Genomic DNA, 19,148 nt, shown 5'->3' on the forward strand with positions numbered 1-19,148 from the left:
AAAAGAGGGAGGTTCTTATATGAGTTATAACGAGTTTTATGACAATTTAAGGATATCTGCTGAAGAAAATATCCAGAAAAAAAGGAACGGAAAGATTAGGGTGGTACTTGGATATGGCGTATGTAGCATCAGTGTCGGTGCCAGTGAAGTCCTAAAGGCAATGCAGGAAGTCATCGCCGACGGTGAAATTAATAATGTGGTGATCGAAACAACAGGATGTGCAGGGCTATGTGCCAAAGAGCCGATGTTGGATATCTATACCCCAGATGGAAAGCGATTCACCTATGAGTATGTTACGGCTGACAAAGCAAAAGCGATTGTCGTTTCCCATGCAATCTTGGAAGAAGAAATAAAGAAATGGCTTTTAAAGATGTAGGGGGGTTAAAAAAATGGATGAGAGAAAAAAGATAATTGAAATCATTGAAAAGATCGGTGCAACACCAGATAAATTGATTGAGATCCTGTTGGCAGTCCAGTCCCTCTCACATGAACACTATGTTTCGGAGGAACAACTAAAGTTGATTGCCCAAAAGTTGAATATTCCCCTAAGTAAAGCCTATGGGGTAGCCTCCTTCTACTCCATGCTTTCAACAAAGAAGAAGGGAAGATATGTGATCCAGATTTGTAATAGTGGACCCTGCTACGTCAGTAAAGCCAATGGAATCGTCAAAGCGTTGGAAAATAGATTGGGTATCCACATTGGAGAAATCACGAATGATCAGATGTTTTCGATGGAATACACCAGTTGTTTTGGAGCATGTCATTTAGCTCCAGCCATTAAAATAAATGAAGAGGTTTATGGTAATTTGAATCCCCAGAAAGTTAATCAAATCATTGATAAACTCATCAAGGAGGTGGTATAAGTGGTAAACTTCATATCAAAATATGCAGGAAAAATAAATCCCTTATCCCTAAAGGAGTATAAAGACCGAGGCGGATTCCAAGGCTTTGAAAAGGCACTGTTCCAGATGTCACCTAGCGAAGTAATAGATGAGATAAAGGATTCAAATCTAAAAGGTAGAGGGGGGGCGTCCTTCCCAACAGGGCTGAAATGGCAGTTTGTAGCAGCAGAGGGAGCGTCAGAAAAATATGTAATCTGTAATGCCGACGAAGGGGAGCCTGGAACTTTTAAAGACCAAGTGCTTTTAGAAGGGTCACCAATGCAGATTATTGAAGGCATGATGATTGCCGCCTATGCTGTAGGTGCTACCAAAGGCTTTATCTATATAAGAGGAGAGTATTCAAAGGAGCAGGTGATATTTAAAAATGCCATTGAAGTATTAAGAAATGAGGGCTACCTTGGAAAACATATCCTAGGGCAGGATTTTGAATTCGACCTGGAGGTAAGATCAGGGGCAGGGGCTTATGTCTGTGGAGAAGAAACAGCCTTAATCGAGTCTATTGAAGGGAATCCCGGTCGATCAAGATTTAAGCCCCCTTATCCACCACAATTTGGTCTATGGGGAAAACCAACCTTAGTCAACAACGTTGAGACATTAGCCAATATTCCACTAATCATCTCTGGTGGAGCAGAGGAATACAAAAAATATGGTACAGCAAGTAGTAGCGGTACAAAATTAATCTCCGTCAGTGGTAATGTAGTCAATAGAGGTGTCTTTGAAGTTGAGTTTGGAACGACCCTAAGGGAGATTATTTATGATATATGTGGTGGAATTAAGAAAAATAAACAGTTAAAATTTGTCCAGCTGGGGGGTTCTTCAGGGGCTTGTATACCAGAGAGTCTTTTGGATTTGAAGCTTGATTTTAATGTATTAAAGAAGCATGGTATTGGTTTAGGCTCAGGTGCAATCTTGGTTGTGGATGAAGAAACCTGTATATTAGATTTTATTAAGATGACGACTAAATTTTTCAACCATGAATCCTGCGGTAAATGCACTACATGTCGTGAGGGAAATCGTCATATTTGTAAAATCATTGATAGAATCATCCATGGCAATGGTGCTGAAAGGGATCTAAGATTAATGATCGAAATCGCCACAATCATGAAGGAGTCCTCCCTTTGTGGATTGGGTCAGGCAGCTCCAACGGCCATCTTAACAACATTAAAATATTTTAATGGGGAATACATGGAGCATATTAATGGATTCTGTAGATCGGGTGTATGTCATCCAAAGGGAGAGGTGAAAATCAATGGCTAAATTGAAGGTATATATAGACGGGCAAGAAATCATTGTGGATGAAAACACCACAATACTGGAGGCTGCTAGGGAGATAAATGTTGATATTCCAACTTTTTGTTATCACCCAGATCAAAAGGTAAAGGGTAATTGTAGAATCTGTATCGTAGAAGTGGAGGGGTACAATTCCTTCGTAGCAGCCTGTTGTACCCCTGTAAGGGCAGGAATGGTCATTAGAACCAACACGAAAAAAATAAGAGAATCGAGAAAGCTGATATTAAAGATGATCCTTGCAAATCATCATGGGGAGTGTCTAAGCTGTAGAAGAAATGGGAATTGTGAGCTACAGTCCCTGTCCCAAGAACTGCGGGTACAAGAAAACGACTTAGACCAATTTGTAGAGGATTTATCAATAGATCGTTCCAACCCATCCATCGTGAGGGATTCAAACAAATGTATCAAGTGTGGCAGATGTGTTGAGGTTTGTCATGATGTTCAAGGGGTGGGGGCAATCTATAATATCAATCGTAGTAGTGACATGAAAATTGCACCAGCCTATAATAAAGACCTCTGTGAAGTGCAATGTGTCTATTGTGGTCAGTGTATCAATGTCTGTCCAGTTGGAGCCATCTATGAAAAGGATGATACGGAGGCAGTTTGGGATGCCATAGAAGATAGCAAGAAGCATGTGGTGGTGCAGATGGCACCAGCCGTCAGGGTGGCTTTAGGGGAAGAGTTTGGAATGGAAGCTGGTAGGATCGTAACTGGAAAAATCGTAAGCTTTTTAAGAAAAATAGGATTTGATGGGGTATTTGATACCAACTTTACAGCAGATTTGACAATCATAGAGGAAGGAAATGAACTGTTACAAAGAATCCAGCAGGGTAAAAATCTTCCGATGTTGACCTCCTGTAGTCCAGGGTGGATCAGATTTGTGGAATCCTTCTATCCAGAAGTAATTGGGCACCTATCCACCTGCAAGTCGCCTCAACAGATGTTTGGAGCTTTAACAAAGACCTATTATGCCGAAAAAGTAGGTATTGACCCTAAAGATATTATAGTTGTATCCATTATGCCCTGTACCGCTAAAAAGACGGAGGCACAAAGACCAGAAATGACCGACAGTGGCTATCAAGATGTGGATATCGTCATCACCACAAGGGAACTAGCCCGAATGATTAAGCAATCGGGTATTAAAGTAGATCAACTGGAGGAAGAACATTTCAACAATCCATTCGGCATATCATCTGGGGCAGGGGCAGTATTTGGTGCCACTGGTGGTGTAATGGAGGCAGCCCTACGAACAGTCTACGAAGTTGTCTCAGGTGAGGAACTTGAAAAGATCGACTTTGAAAATCTACGGGGAATTGATGGATTTAAGGAAGCCACGGTTGAAATAGGTGAGGTGGTAGTCAAAGTAGCTGTAGTCAATGGTCTAAAGAATGCAAAGATGATTTTAGACCTGATCAAGGAAGGAAAAGCAGACTATCACTTTATAGAAGTCATGTGTTGCCCCGGTGGATGTATCGGTGGTGGTGGGCAACCTATCCCTAGCACCAACGAAGTCAAGGAAAAAAGAATCAATGCCATTTATCAAGTAGATCTAACTTCAGCCTTGAGAAAGTCCCATCTCAACCCAGTAGTAAAGACTTTATATGAAGAGTTTTTAGAAAAACCTCTGGGGGAAAAATCCCATGAGTTGTTGCATACTCACTATCATGATGAAAGTGAGGAATAGTTTAGCCTGTTGAAAAGCCATCATTTTCTTCGACACTGCGAAAGATCAGCATTCTCGCGTGTTACCTATACGCGACGACCGCTGGTCTTTCTTGTACTGAACTTAAGGTAGATTTACATTATTTCTATATTATGGTATGTTATTTCTAAGCAAAAATTTCAGTAAGTAGGGGAGGGAACCAATGAACAGCCATATCAGAGTCGTTTACATTATAGATCGATCAAAGAAAAATAAAGCAATTAGTTGAGTACTTTAGATTTAAATTTTTTATAGAAAGGAGCATATCATGAAAGAAATTTATCGGTTAAGAGCTTTTGCCAAAACAGAAGAAGGGGGAAATCCTGCTGGGGTAGTATTGGAGGCTGATGCGCTATCGGAAGAAGAGATGAGATTAATCGCTGCAGAAGTTGGGTATTCAGAAACCGCCTTTGTGATGAAATCCAATCAAGCAGACTTTCGAGTAAGGTTCTTCACTCCTGTAGAAGAAGTAGATTTATGTGGTCATGCCACCATTGCCACCTTCAACCTTCTTAGGGAACTGGGAATTGTTCAAAAGGGAGAATACACCCAAGAAACAAAGGCAGGGGTTTTGAAGCTCAGAATATCAGAGGAAGACGTATTCATGGAGCAGAATCGCCCCCATTATGGAGAAATCATATCAGTAGAAGAAATAAAGGACTGTTTTAGTTGTGATACAGATTATATTGATACTAATTTTCCAATTCAAGTTGTCTCTACAGGACTCCCCGACATCATATTAGCAGTAAAGGATATCAAGACCCTACATCAATTACAACCAGACCATCAAGCAATTAGTGATATAAGTGAAAAATATGGAGTAGTTGGAATACATGCCTTTACATTAGAGACTCTTCATTCCTCCACTAGCCATTGTAGAAATTTTGCACCCCTTTATGGAATAGATGAGGAATCTGCCACAGGTACTGCCAGTGGAGCTTTAGCCTGTTATTTAATGAAGTATGTAGAGGGAATTTCACAGAAGATGGTTTTTGAGCAGGGATATAGTATGAATCAGCCTTCGGAAATAAAGGTGGAATTGACAGGGAGTCAGGATGAAATCAACAGTGTATTTGTAGGTGGGAAGGCTATTAGAATCTAATAGGGTCTTCCCCCTATTTGGATATAGGACCTAAAATTAATCTTCTAAAACATCAACTGGGTCATCACCAGCATTGATTGCCTCCATAATCTCGGCAATCTCTTTATAGTTACTATTGGAACTATACACCCTTATAAATCGTTTTTTAGCTAGGCTGTTTTTACCTAATTGACTATAGGCAATCCCCATTTGATAGTGGGTATCGATATAAGGAGCCTCCATACTTCTTTTCCTACCAATCGCATCTTTGAAGGAATGAATAGCAGCCTCAAATTCCTCCAAGCCCATAAAGCATAGACCCTTAAGATAGCCCTTCCACAACCGATTATCTATTTCATCTAGGTTCTGATTTACAAGGGTTTCAGCAACATTTAGGGCAAAGGGGCTATCTCCTTTTTCAATCGCCATCAGAATCGTATTGACCTTAGGGGACCAATATTCAGGGGCATCATCTAAAAGATGAAGGTGATGATTAAAGAAGGACTGATAGACTTCATAGGCGAGATCAGTGAGGTCAAGATTGAGATAACATTCTGCCTTCAGCAACAATAGCTTGGGGTCTGCTTTGGGATGTTGCAAAACAATGTCTATAGATTTAATACATTGTTCATATTTCTTACTACGGAAATGTTGTCCGATATTTTTATACTCAATAGCGGTTAAATCTGTCTGTCTTCTCCAAAGCAACTTTCCTACAATCAGCAAACCACCAGCAACCAGTAAAAGGGGTTCAAAATAACTTGTCAAAATACATAAAATGGCTAAACAGCCTAAGCAGGATTGAAACATATAGTACTTGCTGCGAAGCTCTATAGGGGTTTCATTGGATAGAATCTTAGGGATTTGACTTCCCTCCACCACAGTCACTGGTGATTTTGCATAGTTTTTCTGTTCAGTTAATGCCTTTAATTTTTGAAGCGAAAGGCTCTTTGTAATAGTAACACCTGTGCCTGGAATGGTGGCAGAGGTTCTAACACCCCTTGGACCTACGCCCACCCTTAGTCCTTTGACGCCGCCACTGATACTAACCCCCTCTTTGCCCAAATTTAAACGGAGTCCCTTGCCGAGAGAAACACTTTTTCTGAATTTTAATCCCATAAAATCCCTCCTTTTATTTTCAATACATAAAAGATATAAAGTCTCCACACAAAATAATGACTTGATGAGGAGATCAAAAACATATTGCCCAATGATAAATCGAGTTAATTGACAGAATAAGTTGAATTTAATTAATATTATAATTTTCATAGAAGGTAAATGCAATAAATATGAAGAGATTCGTCATTATTTTCCCGGGAAATATTCGCTTCGACAAAAAAGTTAAGTAGAAACATAGAAAAAATTGACAGTATGGAAGGTTACAACTTATACTGGAAACAGATATAGAGAATAGTTTTAATTTTGATAAAATAGATTTTTGCTAGGAGGCAGGGGATGAGTAGACTAGAGATAAAAAATTTGAGGAGTGGATATGATCACAATGAGATTTTACGGGATATTTCCTTTGAAATTCAATCTGGAGAAATAGTAGGCCTAATAGGTGAAAATGGCGCAGGAAAAACAACCCTAATAAAATCAATACTCGGAATACTAGCCCTTACAGAGGGAGAAATTTTCATTGATGGAAATGAAATTGATGATGAATGGGATAATGCCAAAGGGAAAATGGCATATATACCAGAAATGCCACTATTATACGAAGAGTTAACTCTTAAGGAACATTTAGAATTTACAGGTATGGCAAAAGGAATGGATCAAGAAACTTTTAATAAAAGGGTGGAGGAGCTATTAGTAATATTTAACATGAAGGAGAAATTACATCATTTTCCTAGCTCCTTTTCAAAGGGTATGCGACAAAAGGTGATGGTAATGTGCGGATTACTTCATGAACCTTCAATTCTAATTGTAGATGAACCCTTTATAGGGTTAGACCCAAGAGCTATTAAGGCGCTAGTGAAAATATTACAAGAGAAAAAACAACAAGGGCTTGGGATATTAATGAGTACCCATGTCTTGGACTCAGCCGAAAAGATTTGTGATCGCTTTGTCCTACTGATGGAGGGAAAAGTACTATATAAGGGGACTCTCGAAGAAATGAGGAATGATACAGGACTTAAAGACGCAAGTCTAATGGATCTTTTTGATTACTTTATGGGGGCAGCGGCATGAATACAATCTTTGATTTATGGAAAAGAAGAATACGCTATTTCCTAGGATTATATTATCAATTTATTGCCTTTCAATTTGATATTATTATTCTCGCCTATACGCTTGTTTTTGTAGGGCTGATTGGGTATAGCTATTTTTTCTTTATTACAGAATATATTGCGTTCATTTCTAAGGAGCCTTGGTTTACACTACTACAGATTGCTACCGTATGGGCTATGCTAAAGGGTACAATTAAGGGTTACCTAAAGGTGGCTGATGAGATATTCTTATCCCCAATGAATAATACCGCAAAGGTATTTGTAGGTTATTCCGAGGGATTAAGTATAACCGTAGGATTGATTAGTTGGGGGATATTTGTAGTTCTATTATATATATTAAATCCCATCCTTCAATTAGGTAGGATTCAGTATTTTGTAGTTTTATATATGATAGGAGTATTGATTAAATTGATCTACATGAACTTGAAATTCATACTATATCAAAGGTATAAGTCCTTTTGGGGTAAGGTCATGGGTAAGGGGGTCAAGTCCCTTTATTGGGGAGTGTCATTTGCTTTTGTTAGGGGCTGGTTTGGAGAATCTCAGGTTATTATGGAGTATAGCTTAGTAGGGATACTATCGGGAGTTCTCTTGTTAGCAACCCTTATATATGTAAAAAAGAAAATGCAAATCAATTGGAGTAGTTGGATTGCTGATGAGTCAAATGAACGGGCAAGAATGTTTTCAATTTTAATGCAGGACTTCTCAAAGGACAAGTATAGCTCTAAAAAGTCAACTTTCCCAGCTTTTAGTGGTAGAAAACTAGAACCCTTTAATCCTATGGGAGCTTTGCTATTACTTTATTTTAGAATGATACTGAGGGATAGTGGAAATCTATTGCTCATTTTACAAGTAGTTGGGGGATTGATTGCTCCCGTATTTATTATTAAAGAGGTATTGATTGTATCGACAATCCACTTGATAGGTGCATTCTTATTAAGTCATTTTCTAGTTTCCTTTTGGGAGCAATTAGTTAAGGATGTTTGGGTGAGATCTTATCCTTTCACCTTTAAGGATAAAAGCTGGGCCTTCAATTTAGGTCCCTTAATGTTGGTCATCCCCATTATCTTGTTTCTAATAGGTTTGAGGATACACTTTACAGGAACTAATCTACATCCAGTGATGGAATTGGTGGGAATGCTTGGAGTAGCGACAATTACAATCTACTTGAAGAGTTTTTCTTTGATGTTTAAGAGGAGAATTTAGTCAGGCGAAAGGTGTTTATTAATATAATGTAGAATAGTACTTTTAGTATTATTGAAGTCTCCAAAATCAAAGATTCGACTAGTAGAGCATAGGCCTTTTAATCCAAAGAGCAAAAACAACCCTACAAAATACACAAAGGAGTGTTAATCAATGGAAGTCAGAAGAAAAGATCGAGAAATCAACTTAGAGGAATCAAAAGAGCTATTGCAAAGAGCAGGGGTGGGTATATTATCAACAGTAGATGAGGAAGGTCAGCCCTACGGTGTACCTGTCAATTATGTCTATGAAGATGATACAATCTATTTTCATTGTGCAGTAGAGGGACATAAGCTCATTAATATCAAGAAGAATAACAGGGTGTGTTTTACTGTCTACGGAGAAAATAACGTATTAGCAGAAAAATTCACCACCACCTATGAGAGTGTGGTTGTATTTGGTAGGGCTAAAGTAGTAGAAGAGGCAGAAAAACTCCAAGCTCTTAAGCTTTTGGTGGGAAAATTTAGTCCGGATTTCATGAAGGAAGGCTTAGAGTACATAGAGAGGGCTGCAAATCGAACACTAGTAGTGAAAATCTCAGTAGATCAAATGACAGGAAAAAGGAATAATCCCCACAAAAAGTAAAAAAAAAATCTATTATAAAACTAAGGCACCCAGTGGGGTGCCTTAAGCCTTGATCTCTGGCTTTTGTTGCTTACAACGATAAATGTTTTTAAAATGTACTTATTTTTGTATTTGCTATGTCACCATTCCTTTAATTCACTAGCCCATTCTTACACTTCTTTTTCGGCTTCCTCCTTTAATTTTCCATAAAGTTCTTGTATTCTGCCGATCTACTTATCTATACTACCATCAATTTCCTTTAGCTCATTGTCGGTGAGTTTACCCCATTTTGTTTTAGCCTTTCCTTTTAATATCTTCCATTTACCTTGTAATTGTTCACTACTCATTAAATTCCTCATTTTGTAATTTGGTTAAATAACCCAATATTTTATCACTACTCTTAAAAAATGAGATATATACATAGGATATTTAAATCCAAAATATTTAAAAGTACAAGTAGAGATGTTAAATACAGGATTTAGAAGTAATAATTGACGGAGAGGATACAAAGAAGTGCACGCAATGTATCGGTACAATCGGAAGAAAACATTGAAAAATAAAGGTTTACAAAGAGTTCTTATGGTGATAAAATAGATATGGAATTATCGATACATTGTACATACAATTATAAGGAGGATGAGGATATGAGAAGAAATTCAACACAGGATATTGCACTAATAGGCTTATTGATTGCCCTAGTAGCAGTGGCAACAATGGCAATAAAAGTACCAATGCCTACTGCTCAAGGATACATTCATTTAGGAGATAGCATGGTTTTTTTAACAGCTGTGATGTTTGGTAGAAGAAAAGGGGCCATTGCTGGTGGAGTAGGCTCGGCACTGGCGGATTTATTGTTAGGATACAATCAGTATGTTATTCCTACTTTAATTATTAAGGGACTTATGGGCTTTATAGTGGGAGCTGTAGCAGACCAAGAAAGCCAAGGATTGTTCAATATTAGAAACATTTTAGCATTTTTAGTTGGGGCAGCAGTGATGGCAACAGGATATATGATTACCAATATCATATTCTATGGAGACGTACCAGCCGCATTAGTTGGTCTAGTAGGAGACTTAATTCAATCATCCATGGGAGCGGTGATTTTTATCCCTATAGGAATGGCGTTAAAGAAATCAGACTACTTTAAAAATTTTGTACTGAAATAAAACAAGGTATATAAAAAGATATGGGAGATCTGGCCATATCTTTTTTGCTTCTATTTATTTTTACTTTCTTTAAAATGCCCTCTAATATCGAATAATTTCTGTCACAAAATAATTTTTAAAAATAAAAAACTGAAAACTTGAAAAAGTATTAAAATTAAGAGATAATAGAATGGAACAAACAATTCGCAATTCGAAATAAATCCAGCGAGTACAAAAGGGGGAAAAACTGTGGAAAGAATCGAACTAAAGGATTTTACCCATTTTAAATTTTTATCGGATATTCAACACGCACCTAAGGGTAAAGCAGCATGCTTTGTTCTTCACGAAAGTGATGTGGAGGAAAATAAGTATAGTTCTAATCTATGGCTAAGATGGGCAGACAATAAATTAACGCCTCTAACAACATTACAGGAGGAAAGAAACTTTACTTGGAGACAGGATGGAGAGAGAATTCTTTTCCCTAGTATGAGGGATGCAAAGGATAAAGAAAAGGCTAAAAACGGAGAAATTTTTACTCAGTTTTACGAGATAAATATTAATGGTGGAGAAGCTCAAAAGACCTTCAGAGTTAATAAAAGAGTAACCTCTATTCATGAAATAAATGAGGACACTTTTCTAATGACTGTTGTTTTCGATCCATACTCAAAGGATTTAGAAGGTTTAGATGGAGCTACAAAACAAGAAGAAATGAAGAGAAGAAAAGAAGAATTAGACTATGAAGTATTTGAAGAAATTCCCTTCTGGAGCAATGGTGGGGGTTATACCAACAAGAAGAGAAACCGTCTTTACTTATATAATGCAAAGGAAAATAAGCTAGAGGCCATAACTGATGAAACTATGGTTGTCTACGGAATTAGGTTCAATAGTGATAGGACAAAGATAATTTTTACTGGTAATTTCTTTACGGATAAGATGGAACTAGTAAATCATTTATTTATTTATGACTTAGGGTCTAAAAAGCTTGAAAAAATTGATTTCTTACCTACTGTAATTCAATCATCAGCCAACTTTATTGAAGACAATAAGATCATCTATGTGGGTAGACCAAATGGAAAATTTGGATTAAATGAAAACACAAAAATCTATCTAGCAGACCTAGATGAAAAGACAGTTAAATGTTTGACGCCAGATTTAGACTATAGCATCAATAGTTCAGTTGGTTCAGATTGTCGCTTTGGTGGCGGAGAACCTGTAAAACTAGAGGGGGGCTACCTGTACTTTGTGACTACTGAAGGCGAATACTCTATCCTTAATAGAATCAACCAAGAGGGAGTTATTGAAAAGCTGACAGGTCAGAATGGATCAGTTGATAGTTATTCTGTAAAAGGGGATGAAATTCTCTTCATAGGGCTAAGAGGACAAAATCTACAGGAGATTTATCTGCTGGAGGAGCAAGAGGAAAAGAAAATTAGTCAATTCAATGACGAGTTCATGAAGACAAAAAAAGTTATCAAGCCTGAAAAGCTAACAATCGAGACAGATCAAGATGTGATGATTGATGGTTGGATCATGAAGCCGGCTGATTTTGATGCCAACAAGAAATATCCTGCCATTCTAAATATCCATGGGGGTCCAAAGACTGTATATAGTGATGTCTACTACCATGAAATGCAGTATTGGGCAAATGAAGGCTATGTAGTCTTTTTCTGTAACCCAAGGGGGAGTGATGGAAAAGGCAATGAGTTTGTGGATATCCGTGGAAAGTATGGAACAATTGATTATGATGATATAATGAAATTTACTGATGCAGTAATAGAAAAATGTGATTTCATTGATACTGAAAGCATAGGGGTAACAGGTGGTTCCTATGGTGGCTTTATGACTAACTGGATCATCGGTCATACCCACAGATTTAAGGCGGCAGCTTCCCAAAGAAGTATTGCCAACTGGACTTCCTTCTTTGGTACAACAGATATCGGATACTTTTTTGCTGATGATCAAATCACTGCCACGCCTTGGAATACCCAAGAAAAATTGTGGAAACATTCTCCATTGGCCTATGCTGACAAGGTAAAAACACCAACTTTATTTATTCATGCAGAAGCCGACTATCGTTGCTGGGTCGTGGAGGGTATGCAGATGTTTACGGCGTTAAAATTCCATGGAGTTCCTTCAAGAATGTGTATGTTTAGAGAAGAAAATCATGAGCTAAGCCGTAGCGGTAAGCCAAAGCATAGAATTAGAAGACTAGAAGAAATCACAAACTGGTTCAATCAATATTTAAAGGCTGAATAGGATAATTTATAAATCATTTTATAAGTCTCTAAAACACCTTGCATAAGCCCAGAAGGGTTGTGCAGGGTGTTTTATATTTATCTAGAATGATTTTCTTATTATTACCAATAATACAGGAGATAATGAGAATATTAAACCTTTGAGAATTGACAGAAAAGGAATAAAAAGATAAAATCAAAAAGGTGTACTTAAATAATCATAAAATATTTTATATAAAGGAAGAGGTAAAATGTCAGAACAAGTCTTTAGTTTTGTTGAAGAAGTAAATAGAAGAAGATCCTTCGCAATTATATCTCACCCTGATGCAGGGAAAACCACCCTAACCGAAAAGTTGCTATTATACGGGGGTGCCATTCGTCTAGCAGGGTCAGTAAAATCAAGAAGAGCTTCAAAGCATGCGGTTTCAGACTGGATGGAAATTGAAAAACAAAGAGGTATTTCTGTAACATCCAGTGTGCTGCAATTTAACTATGGTGGTCACTGTATCAATATTCTGGACACTCCAGGTCACCAGGATTTCAGTGAGGATACCTACCGTACCCTAATGGCTGCCGATAGTGCTGTAATGGTGATTGACTGTGCCAAAGGGGTAGAGGATCAGACTAAAAAGCTTTTCCACGTTTGTAAAATGAGGGGAATTCCAATCTTTACTTTCGTTAACAAGCTTGATAGAGCAGGTAAAGATCCATTTGAATTAATGGAGGAGATTGAAAAGGTATTGGGTATTCAATCCTATCCGATGAACTGGCCTATTGGTACAGATGGAAACTTTAAAGGTGTTTACAATCGTAAAAAGAAGCAAATTGAAGTCTTTGGTGAAGGAAATCATGGACAATCGGTGGCAAAGGTTATTTCTGGTGATGTATCCGATGAAAAATTAAAGGGATTATTAGGAGATAGTCTCCATGATCAATTAATTGAAGAAATAGAGCTATTGGATATGGCTGGGGATGATTTTGATTTAGAGAAGATTCTTGCAGGGGAACTTACACCTGTGTTCTTTGGTAGTGCCATGACTAACTTTGGGGTACAACCCTTCTTAGAGGGTTTCCTTAACTTAACCCCACCACCAGCAGCCAGAAATAGTAATCATGGAATGATTGATCCTAAGACAGAAAACTTCACTGGTTTTGTATTTAAAATACAAGCCAATATGAACCCAACCCATAGGGATCGTATTGCATTTATTCGTATTTGCTCAGGTAAGTTTGAAAAAGGTATGCAGGTAAACCATGTTCAAGAGAACAAGAAAATCAGACTATCTCAACCTCAACAATTCCTTGCACAGGATAGAGTCGTGGTTGAAACAGCTTACCCTGGAGATATTATTGGTGTCCATGATCCAGGGATTTTCAAGATTGGAGATTCTCTATGTGAAGATGGATCTGGAGTCCAATACGAAGGTATTCCTGTATTCGCTCCAGAACACTTTACTAAAATCTACGCAAAGAATTCTCTAAAGAGAAAGCAATTCTTAAAGGGAATCAATCAGTTATCGGAAGAAGGTTCGATTCAAGTATTTAGACGTCCCCACATTGGTGTGGAGGAATTGATTGTAGGGGTTGTTGGTGCCCTACAGTTTGAAGTATTAGAATATCGTCTAAAAAATGAATACGGTGTCGATGTTGTAATGGAGAAACTTCCCTACAGATATATCCGATGGGTTGAGGTTCCAGAATTCGATCCAGATAATTTCGGGGTAACAATGGATACCCTAATCGTAGAGGACGAAGAAGAAAGACCAGTACTATTGTTCCAAAATGAATGGTCCATTGAAAGGGTTAAAGAGAGAAATAAGGATGCTGTATTGAGGGATATTTCTTTAAGAAAAGCAAAGGTTTAATAAACTATATATATTAATCAAAAGCCTAGTCATTTGACTAGGCTTAACTTATTTAAGGTTACATCAATTTGTTTGTAATCTTCTTACACCCTTGATGTATTTTATCAATAGGAGATGGCATTTTTCTGTTGTAGATTTTTCGTACAAATACAACTATTGACTAAAAAATATATTATTTTCACTGATCTTAAGTCATAGGTTTATTTTTACACCCTACGGATATATAATATTAAGAGAGAAAAGAGAAGAGACTTGACTAGGAGTGATGAAATGAAGGCATTATTTACATACGATTACGGACAAGAGAATATGGAGGACATTAAAAACCTGGGCTATGATATAATGATTGTAAAGGAAAACGAGGCTGTCTATCAAGAGGCCATGAAGGATGTGGAGGTACTGGTTTGTTATAATCCCTTTAGTACCCTCGATGTAAAGAAAATGACTGGTCTAAGATGGATTCAACTTTCCAGTATAGGTGTAGATCAGGCTCCAATGGATACTTTAATTGATCAAAATGTTATCTTGACCAACAACAAAGGTGGATATAGTATCCCAATGGGGGAATGGGTCGTCTTAAAAATGCTGGAAATTTATAAAAAGACTAGAGAGCTATACCAACAACAGGACAAGAAGCAATGGAGAATGAACACGTCTCTGTTGGAACTTTATGGAAAGAAAGTTACCTTTATTGGAACAGGCAGTATTGCCCAAGAGTCTGCTAAAAGACTACAAGGCTTCGGAGTTGAAGTATTGGGGATCAATACTAGAGGGACAGATACTGAGTATTTTCACAAATGCTATCCGATAGAACAAATGAAGGAAATACTGGAAATCAGTGACGTTGTGGTGGTGACAGTACCCTATACCGATAAAACCCACCATATGCTCAATCGTAACAGATTGATGGCAATGAAAAAGAATGCAGTATTAATCAACGTCAGTAGGGGAAGTATTATTGATGAGGCAGCTCTGATACAGGTGCTATCAGAAGGACATTTAATGGGGATTGCACTGGACGTATTTGAAGAAGAACCCCTATCATCTGAGAGTCCCCTCTGGGAAATGGAAAATGTTCTGGTTTCTCCCCACAATTCATGGATATCTGAAATGAGAAACGAAAGAAGATTCCAAATGATTCTAGAAAACATGAAGAGGTATATCAACAAAGAAAAACTGTTAAATGTTGTAGATTTACAAAAGGGCTATTAAATAGAGTCAACAGAGGTATAATTTAAGAATCCTCCCCATATATATGGAATAACGGAAACACCAATATATAAGGGGGGAGTACACTATGCTAACTTGGATCGCTTTAGTATTGTTGATTATCGGAGGACTTAACTGGGGATTGGTGGGTTTATTCAATATCGATATTGTTGCTAGTATTTTCAAGGGCCCTAGAAATCCTGTTGCTAGACTTATCTATATTGTTATTGGGTTGGCGGCGTTGTATGTGATATTAATGATTTTCTTCCGATGATAGATTGACGAAAAGCCACCATCTTCTTCGTTGCTGCGGTATTTCAGCACCCTCACGTATTATAACATACGCTTCGGTCGCCGACTTACCTTGCGCCTCGAACCTGAAGACTTTTGGTCAATCTATCTGGGCTGACGAAAAGCCACCAGTAAAAAAATACATATGAAAAAGGAGTATTAATATGGCAAGAATAAAACCGTTAGAAATTAATGAAGTAGACGATAAGGCAAGGGATATTTTCAACGCCTTTATGGAACAACGGGGAAACATCCCAAATATGTTCAGGACTTTAGCCTATAGACAAGAGTTACTAGAATCAGCCTACGACCATCTTTCAAAGGTATTGTCTACAGGAACAGTAGACATCAAGCTCAAGGAGATGTTGGCAGTTTATGTGTCGCAACTAAATGAATGTAGCTACTGACTTGCTTCCCACACCGCTTTGGCAAAGCGTTACGGAGTATCAGAGGAAGTAGTAGAAAGGCTTTTAAGTGGCTTACAAGACCTATCAGGCTTTACAGAGGAAGAGCAAGTGGCTCTAGAATTTGCAAAGACCATGTCAGTAGATTCTTTGGGAGTAACAGACGAGCTATGGAATCGTCTTCGCAAGCATTTTGATGAGGGAGAAATCGTTGAAATTGCTTGTGTAGTTGGTACGTTTAATTATTTTAATCGGTTTAATAATGCCCTAGGGGTCGACATAACCACTTAGGCTGATGAAAAGCCGTCATCTTCTGCGTTACTGCGAAAACCCACCACCCTCACGTATTACTTATACGCTTCGGTCGGTGGGTTCTCTTGTGCCTTGAATCTAACGACCTTTGATCAGCCTAAGCAATTGATGAAAAGCCGTCATCTTCTGCGTTACTGCAAAAACCCACCACCCTTACGTATTACTTATACGCTTCGGTCGGTGGGTTCTCTTGTGCCTTGAATCTAACGACTTTTGATCAGCCTAAGCAATTGATGAAAAAGCCGTCATCTTCTGCGTTGCTTCAAATACCCAGCACTCTCCCGGCCTATCTGCACGGGACGGTCGCTAGGATTTCTCGCGCTTTAAATCGTTAGTACCTTGTGATAGTCCTTGTAATAAAATTGAAGACATATTCTATTTATGCTATAATTTGGTATAAGGGGCTATTGATGGATAGTGAAGCTAGGTTATTAATAGAGCTTCAGAAACTGGGGGACATACGATTATGCGATTGGATAGAAAAATTTTAGAATGTGAGTTTGAATATACAAAGTGTTTTTCGGAGTTTAGTGAGGATGAAAATGTAATAAGATTTAGAGATCACCAATTAAAGGATATGTATTATCATAATTATACATATATACAGGATACAATGGATGGGGTAAGGTTGAAGCGTGCTATAGAGAAGGAAATTGCGCTAAGACAATCGGAAAAAAGTAGTTTCTGTAATATTCTTTTTGATGCTCATTTAAACAATGATATCTTATCAATGTTAGAGTTTAGACCAGAGATATCAAGAAGTGGCTTTTATTCTTATGATTTATCCTATCATGAAAAACTTAAAATTAAATCTGGTTGTATAGTAAAAAGGGTAGAAGATCCAGAAATGCTTGATCATCTTCTATATTGTGATTTACAGCAGGATGAAGCTCATGTTGGAAAAGATTTTTGCACAAGGAGATGCTACCGACGTGGAAAAATCTATATTTCCAGTGAAGGCGTAGATTCTTATATTTGTTATCATGATGGAGTAGTCATTGGAAATTGTGATCTGTTTATTCATAATGGTATTGCGAAAATAGAAGACTTTGCTGTCATTCCTTCACATCAGCGGAAGGGTTATGGAACAACAATCCTACATTATCTAATTGGTAGAGCAATTCAAGAGAAGTGCCACACGATTTATCTTGTTACAGATGAGGATGATACTGCAAAAGAAATGTATCAAAAAATCGGATTTAATAAAATAGGTGAAAGAATTGATTTATTTATTAATTTAAAATAGTATATAATTGTTTCTACAAACATCTTCTTCAGCACTGAAAAAGCCAGTGCCTTGACGTATTCCTGTATACGTTACGGTAGCTGGCTTTTCTTAGTCAGTGAATCTAATAGCTTTTGAACAGACAAGAGTTTATGGACATTGTCAGCAATCTACGGAAGTCAGAAGGGATTCTTTTTTTCTAGCATTTTTATTAGAATTAATAACCAAAACTACAGGTGTACATATAATGGTAATAGAAGCTAAGAAAGGAGGGGTTATGTGTACTATTCTTATGGAAAACTCAATTATTCAAATTATACACCACCTGTTAAACGACAACAATTACCAGAGCCACCCCAATGTGTCGGAGGAACGATTTATACTGTTAGACCTGGAGATACAATGTTTAGAATTGCCAATGAGTATGGCATCTCTTTACAAAAGTTGATAGCTGCAAATCCACAAGTAGCAAACCCAAACATTATTTACCCAGGGCAGCAAATCTGTATACCTGCTGAAGTGGCTCCACCGCCACCACCAGGGCCCTTCTGTCAAGGGGGAACAGTGTATACTGCAAAACAAGGTGATTCTTTATTTTCAATAGCAAGAAGATTTGGAATTACTGTCCAGAAGATGATTGAGGCAAATCCTCAGATTCCTGATCCAAATGTAATAGAGCCAGGGCAACAAATTTGTATTCCTCCATTGGAGGAAATACCATTACCAGAGGGATTTTGTAGAGTACAGCTATTCCCACAACAGGAGGATGTAGTGGTATTAGGGGGAACTGCTTTTATCAACATTCCAGAGCCTACCCTATGGATTGCCACCTTCGGATTACCAGCACCAGCAGACCTTGACCCTAAGTACAGTACTTACAGAGCCTGGGTAGTGGATAAAGAAGAAGGTCTATATTTCTCTGTCAAGCTAAAGACCTCCGATTCCCCAGGGATTGAGACAGGTTATGGAACAATGGCAGGAAGTTTTGAAGGGTATGATGAAATCATCGTAACGGCAGAGCCAAATTCATGCCCTTCTAGTCCTAGTGGGCCTGTACTGTTAAGAGGCGTTATCACTTGCTAGGCTGTTGAAAATACCCGATCTTCTGCGTCACTGCGAAACCCCAGCACCCTTGCGTATTATTTATACGCGGCGTTCGCTGGGTTTTCTTGTTCCTTGAATATAAGGCATTTTGAACAGCCTAGTCGCCTGTTGAAAAGCCATCATCTTCTGTGTCACTGCGAAACCCCAGCACCCTTGCGTATTATTTATACGCGGCGTTCGCTGGGTTTTCTTGTTCCTTGAATATAAGGTATTTTGAACAGCCTAGTCGCCTGTTGAAAAGCCATCATCTTCTGCGTCACTGCGAAACCCCAGCACCCTTGCGTATTATTTATACGCGGCGTTCGCTGGGTTTTCTTGTTCCTTGAATATAAGGTATTTTGAACAGCCTA

Annotated in this window: 19 protein-coding genes; 17 read left to right on the forward strand and 2 right to left on the reverse strand. The window is 38.1% G+C overall.

Features of this window, described 5'->3' with window-relative positions; genetic code table 11:
- The first annotated feature begins 19 nt into the window (after nucleotides 1-19).
- The 5 genes from JOC73_RS12065 (at nucleotide 20) to JOC73_RS12085 (ending at nucleotide 4,996) form a co-directional block, all read left to right on the forward strand.
- Nucleotides 20-376: a (2Fe-2S) ferredoxin domain-containing protein gene (locus JOC73_RS12065; protein ID WP_204403579.1), complete on the forward strand. Its 357-nt coding sequence runs from the start codon at nucleotides 20-22 to the stop codon at nucleotides 374-376.
- A gap of 13 nt (nucleotides 377-389) precedes the next feature.
- Nucleotides 390-863, forward strand: a complete 474-nt coding sequence (locus tag JOC73_RS12070; protein ID WP_204403581.1) for an NADH-quinone oxidoreductase subunit NuoE family protein — start codon at nucleotides 390-392, stop codon at nucleotides 861-863.
- Entirely contained in the window at nucleotides 864-2,159 is a 1,296-nt protein-coding gene (locus tag JOC73_RS12075; protein ID WP_330613185.1) for a complex I 51 kDa subunit family protein, read from the forward strand.
- The gene (locus JOC73_RS12080; protein ID WP_204403583.1) at nucleotides 2,152-3,876 is read left to right on the forward strand and encodes an NADH-dependent [FeFe] hydrogenase, group A6; all 1,725 of its coding nucleotides are present in this window, start codon (nucleotides 2,152-2,154) and stop codon (nucleotides 3,874-3,876) included. Before JOC73_RS12075 ends, JOC73_RS12080 begins: the two co-directional genes overlap by 8 nt.
- A 286-nt stretch (nucleotides 3,877-4,162) precedes the next feature.
- Nucleotides 4,163-4,996 (forward strand): PhzF family phenazine biosynthesis protein, encoded by an 834-nt coding sequence (locus JOC73_RS12085; protein ID WP_204403586.1) that lies wholly within the window; start codon nucleotides 4,163-4,165, stop codon nucleotides 4,994-4,996.
- A gap of 36 nt (nucleotides 4,997-5,032) precedes the next feature.
- Here the strand turns inward: JOC73_RS12085 and JOC73_RS12090 are convergent, their stop codons facing one another.
- Nucleotides 5,033-6,094 (reverse strand): DUF4236 domain-containing protein, encoded by a 1,062-nt coding sequence (locus tag JOC73_RS12090; protein ID WP_204403588.1) that lies wholly within the window; start codon nucleotides 6,092-6,094, stop codon nucleotides 5,033-5,035.
- 336 nt (nucleotides 6,095-6,430) lie between these two features.
- Here JOC73_RS12090 and JOC73_RS12095 point away from each other — a divergent pair, with 336 nt between their 5' ends.
- The 3 genes from JOC73_RS12095 to JOC73_RS12105 all read left to right on the forward strand — a co-directional run bounded on the left by JOC73_RS12095 (nucleotide 6,431) and on the right by JOC73_RS12105 (nucleotide 9,030).
- A complete protein-coding gene (locus JOC73_RS12095) occupies nucleotides 6,431-7,165 on the forward strand; it encodes an ABC transporter ATP-binding protein (RefSeq protein WP_204403591.1) in 735 nt (244 codons plus the stop codon).
- On the forward strand, nucleotides 7,162-8,409 hold the full coding sequence (locus JOC73_RS12100; protein ID WP_204403593.1) for an ABC transporter permease: 1,248 nt from the start codon (nucleotides 7,162-7,164) through the stop codon (nucleotides 8,407-8,409). The genes JOC73_RS12095 and JOC73_RS12100 overlap by 4 nt, the downstream gene beginning before the upstream one ends.
- Nucleotides 8,410-8,559: 150 nt before the next feature.
- Complete coding sequence (locus tag JOC73_RS12105) at nucleotides 8,560-9,030, forward strand: pyridoxamine 5'-phosphate oxidase family protein (protein WP_204403595.1); 471 nt, start codon at nucleotides 8,560-8,562, stop codon at nucleotides 9,028-9,030.
- 209 nt (nucleotides 9,031-9,239) lie between these two features.
- On the opposite strand, the gene JOC73_RS15435 is transcribed toward JOC73_RS12105, so the two are convergent.
- Complete coding sequence (locus JOC73_RS15435) at nucleotides 9,240-9,356, reverse strand: CsbD family protein (RefSeq protein ID WP_330613187.1); 117 nt, start codon at nucleotides 9,354-9,356, stop codon at nucleotides 9,240-9,242.
- Nucleotides 9,357-9,653: 297 nt separating this feature from the next.
- Here JOC73_RS15435 and JOC73_RS12110 point away from each other — a divergent pair, with 297 nt between their 5' ends.
- From JOC73_RS12110 to safA, 9 genes are all read left to right on the forward strand, one after another.
- The gene (locus tag JOC73_RS12110; protein WP_204403596.1) at nucleotides 9,654-10,175 is read left to right on the forward strand and encodes an ECF transporter S component; all 522 of its coding nucleotides are present in this window, start codon (nucleotides 9,654-9,656) and stop codon (nucleotides 10,173-10,175) included.
- A gap of 228 nt (nucleotides 10,176-10,403) precedes the next feature.
- Nucleotides 10,404-12,410, forward strand: coding sequence for a S9 family peptidase (locus JOC73_RS15440; protein WP_204403597.1), 2,007 nt, complete (start codon nucleotides 10,404-10,406; stop codon nucleotides 12,408-12,410).
- 229 nt (nucleotides 12,411-12,639) lie between these two features.
- Nucleotides 12,640-14,253, forward strand: a complete 1,614-nt coding sequence (locus JOC73_RS12120) for a peptide chain release factor 3 (RefSeq protein ID WP_204403598.1) — start codon at nucleotides 12,640-12,642, stop codon at nucleotides 14,251-14,253.
- 270 nt (nucleotides 14,254-14,523) lie between these two features.
- A complete protein-coding gene (locus JOC73_RS12125) occupies nucleotides 14,524-15,465 on the forward strand; it encodes a phosphoglycerate dehydrogenase (protein WP_204403599.1) in 942 nt (313 codons plus the stop codon).
- A gap of 85 nt (nucleotides 15,466-15,550) precedes the next feature.
- Nucleotides 15,551-15,736: a DUF378 domain-containing protein gene (locus JOC73_RS12130; protein WP_204403600.1), complete on the forward strand. Its 186-nt coding sequence runs from the start codon at nucleotides 15,551-15,553 to the stop codon at nucleotides 15,734-15,736.
- 181 nt (nucleotides 15,737-15,917) lie between these two features.
- Complete coding sequence (locus tag JOC73_RS12135) at nucleotides 15,918-16,160, forward strand: carboxymuconolactone decarboxylase family protein (RefSeq protein ID WP_204403601.1); 243 nt, start codon at nucleotides 15,918-15,920, stop codon at nucleotides 16,158-16,160.
- Nucleotides 16,161-16,178: 18 nt separating this feature from the next.
- Nucleotides 16,179-16,448: a carboxymuconolactone decarboxylase family protein gene (locus tag JOC73_RS12140; RefSeq protein WP_204403603.1), complete on the forward strand. Its 270-nt coding sequence runs from the start codon at nucleotides 16,179-16,181 to the stop codon at nucleotides 16,446-16,448.
- Between the two features lie 487 nt (nucleotides 16,449-16,935).
- On the forward strand, nucleotides 16,936-17,715 hold the full coding sequence (locus tag JOC73_RS12145; protein ID WP_204403604.1) for a GNAT family N-acetyltransferase: 780 nt from the start codon (nucleotides 16,936-16,938) through the stop codon (nucleotides 17,713-17,715).
- Nucleotides 17,716-17,973: 258 nt separating this feature from the next.
- A complete protein-coding gene (gene safA / locus JOC73_RS12150) occupies nucleotides 17,974-18,777 on the forward strand; it encodes a SafA/ExsA family spore coat assembly protein (protein WP_330613188.1) in 804 nt (267 codons plus the stop codon).
- The last annotated feature ends 371 nt before the right edge of the window (nucleotides 18,778-19,148 follow it).

The sequence above is a fragment of the Alkaliphilus hydrothermalis genome, assembly GCF_016908555.1.
Taxonomy (GTDB): Bacteria; Bacillota; Clostridia; order Peptostreptococcales; family Natronincolaceae; genus Alkaliphilus; species Alkaliphilus hydrothermalis.

Bases quoted from the DNA above. Each gene is read 5' to 3' on its own strand.
- JOC73_RS12065 (WP_204403579.1), top strand. From the start codon at position 20: ATGAGTTATAACGAGTTTTATGACAATTTAAGGATATCTGCTGAAGAA.
- JOC73_RS12070 (WP_204403581.1), top strand. From the start codon at position 390: ATGGATGAGAGAAAAAAGATAATTGAAATCATTGAAAAGATCGGTGCA.
- JOC73_RS12080 (WP_204403583.1), top strand. From the start codon at position 2,152: ATGGCTAAATTGAAGGTATATATAGACGGGCAAGAAATCATTGTGGAT.
- JOC73_RS12085 (WP_204403586.1), top strand. From the start codon at position 4,163: ATGAAAGAAATTTATCGGTTAAGAGCTTTTGCCAAAACAGAAGAAGGG.
- JOC73_RS12090 (WP_204403588.1), bottom strand. From the start codon at position 6,094: ATGGGATTAAAATTCAGAAAAAGTGTTTCTCTCGGCAAGGGACTCCGT.
- JOC73_RS12095 (WP_204403591.1), top strand. From the start codon at position 6,431: ATGAGTAGACTAGAGATAAAAAATTTGAGGAGTGGATATGATCACAAT.
- JOC73_RS12100 (WP_204403593.1), top strand. From the start codon at position 7,162: ATGAATACAATCTTTGATTTATGGAAAAGAAGAATACGCTATTTCCTA.
- JOC73_RS12105 (WP_204403595.1), top strand. From the start codon at position 8,560: ATGGAAGTCAGAAGAAAAGATCGAGAAATCAACTTAGAGGAATCAAAA.
- JOC73_RS15435 (WP_330613187.1), bottom strand. From the start codon at position 9,356: ATGAGTAGTGAACAATTACAAGGTAAATGGAAGATATTAAAAGGAAAG.
- JOC73_RS12110 (WP_204403596.1), top strand. From the start codon at position 9,654: ATGAGAAGAAATTCAACACAGGATATTGCACTAATAGGCTTATTGATT.
- JOC73_RS12120 (WP_204403598.1), top strand. From the start codon at position 12,640: ATGTCAGAACAAGTCTTTAGTTTTGTTGAAGAAGTAAATAGAAGAAGA.
- JOC73_RS12125 (WP_204403599.1), top strand. From the start codon at position 14,524: ATGAAGGCATTATTTACATACGATTACGGACAAGAGAATATGGAGGAC.
- JOC73_RS12130 (WP_204403600.1), top strand. From the start codon at position 15,551: ATGCTAACTTGGATCGCTTTAGTATTGTTGATTATCGGAGGACTTAAC.
- JOC73_RS12135 (WP_204403601.1), top strand. From the start codon at position 15,918: ATGGCAAGAATAAAACCGTTAGAAATTAATGAAGTAGACGATAAGGCA.
- JOC73_RS12145 (WP_204403604.1), top strand. From the start codon at position 16,936: ATGCGATTGGATAGAAAAATTTTAGAATGTGAGTTTGAATATACAAAG.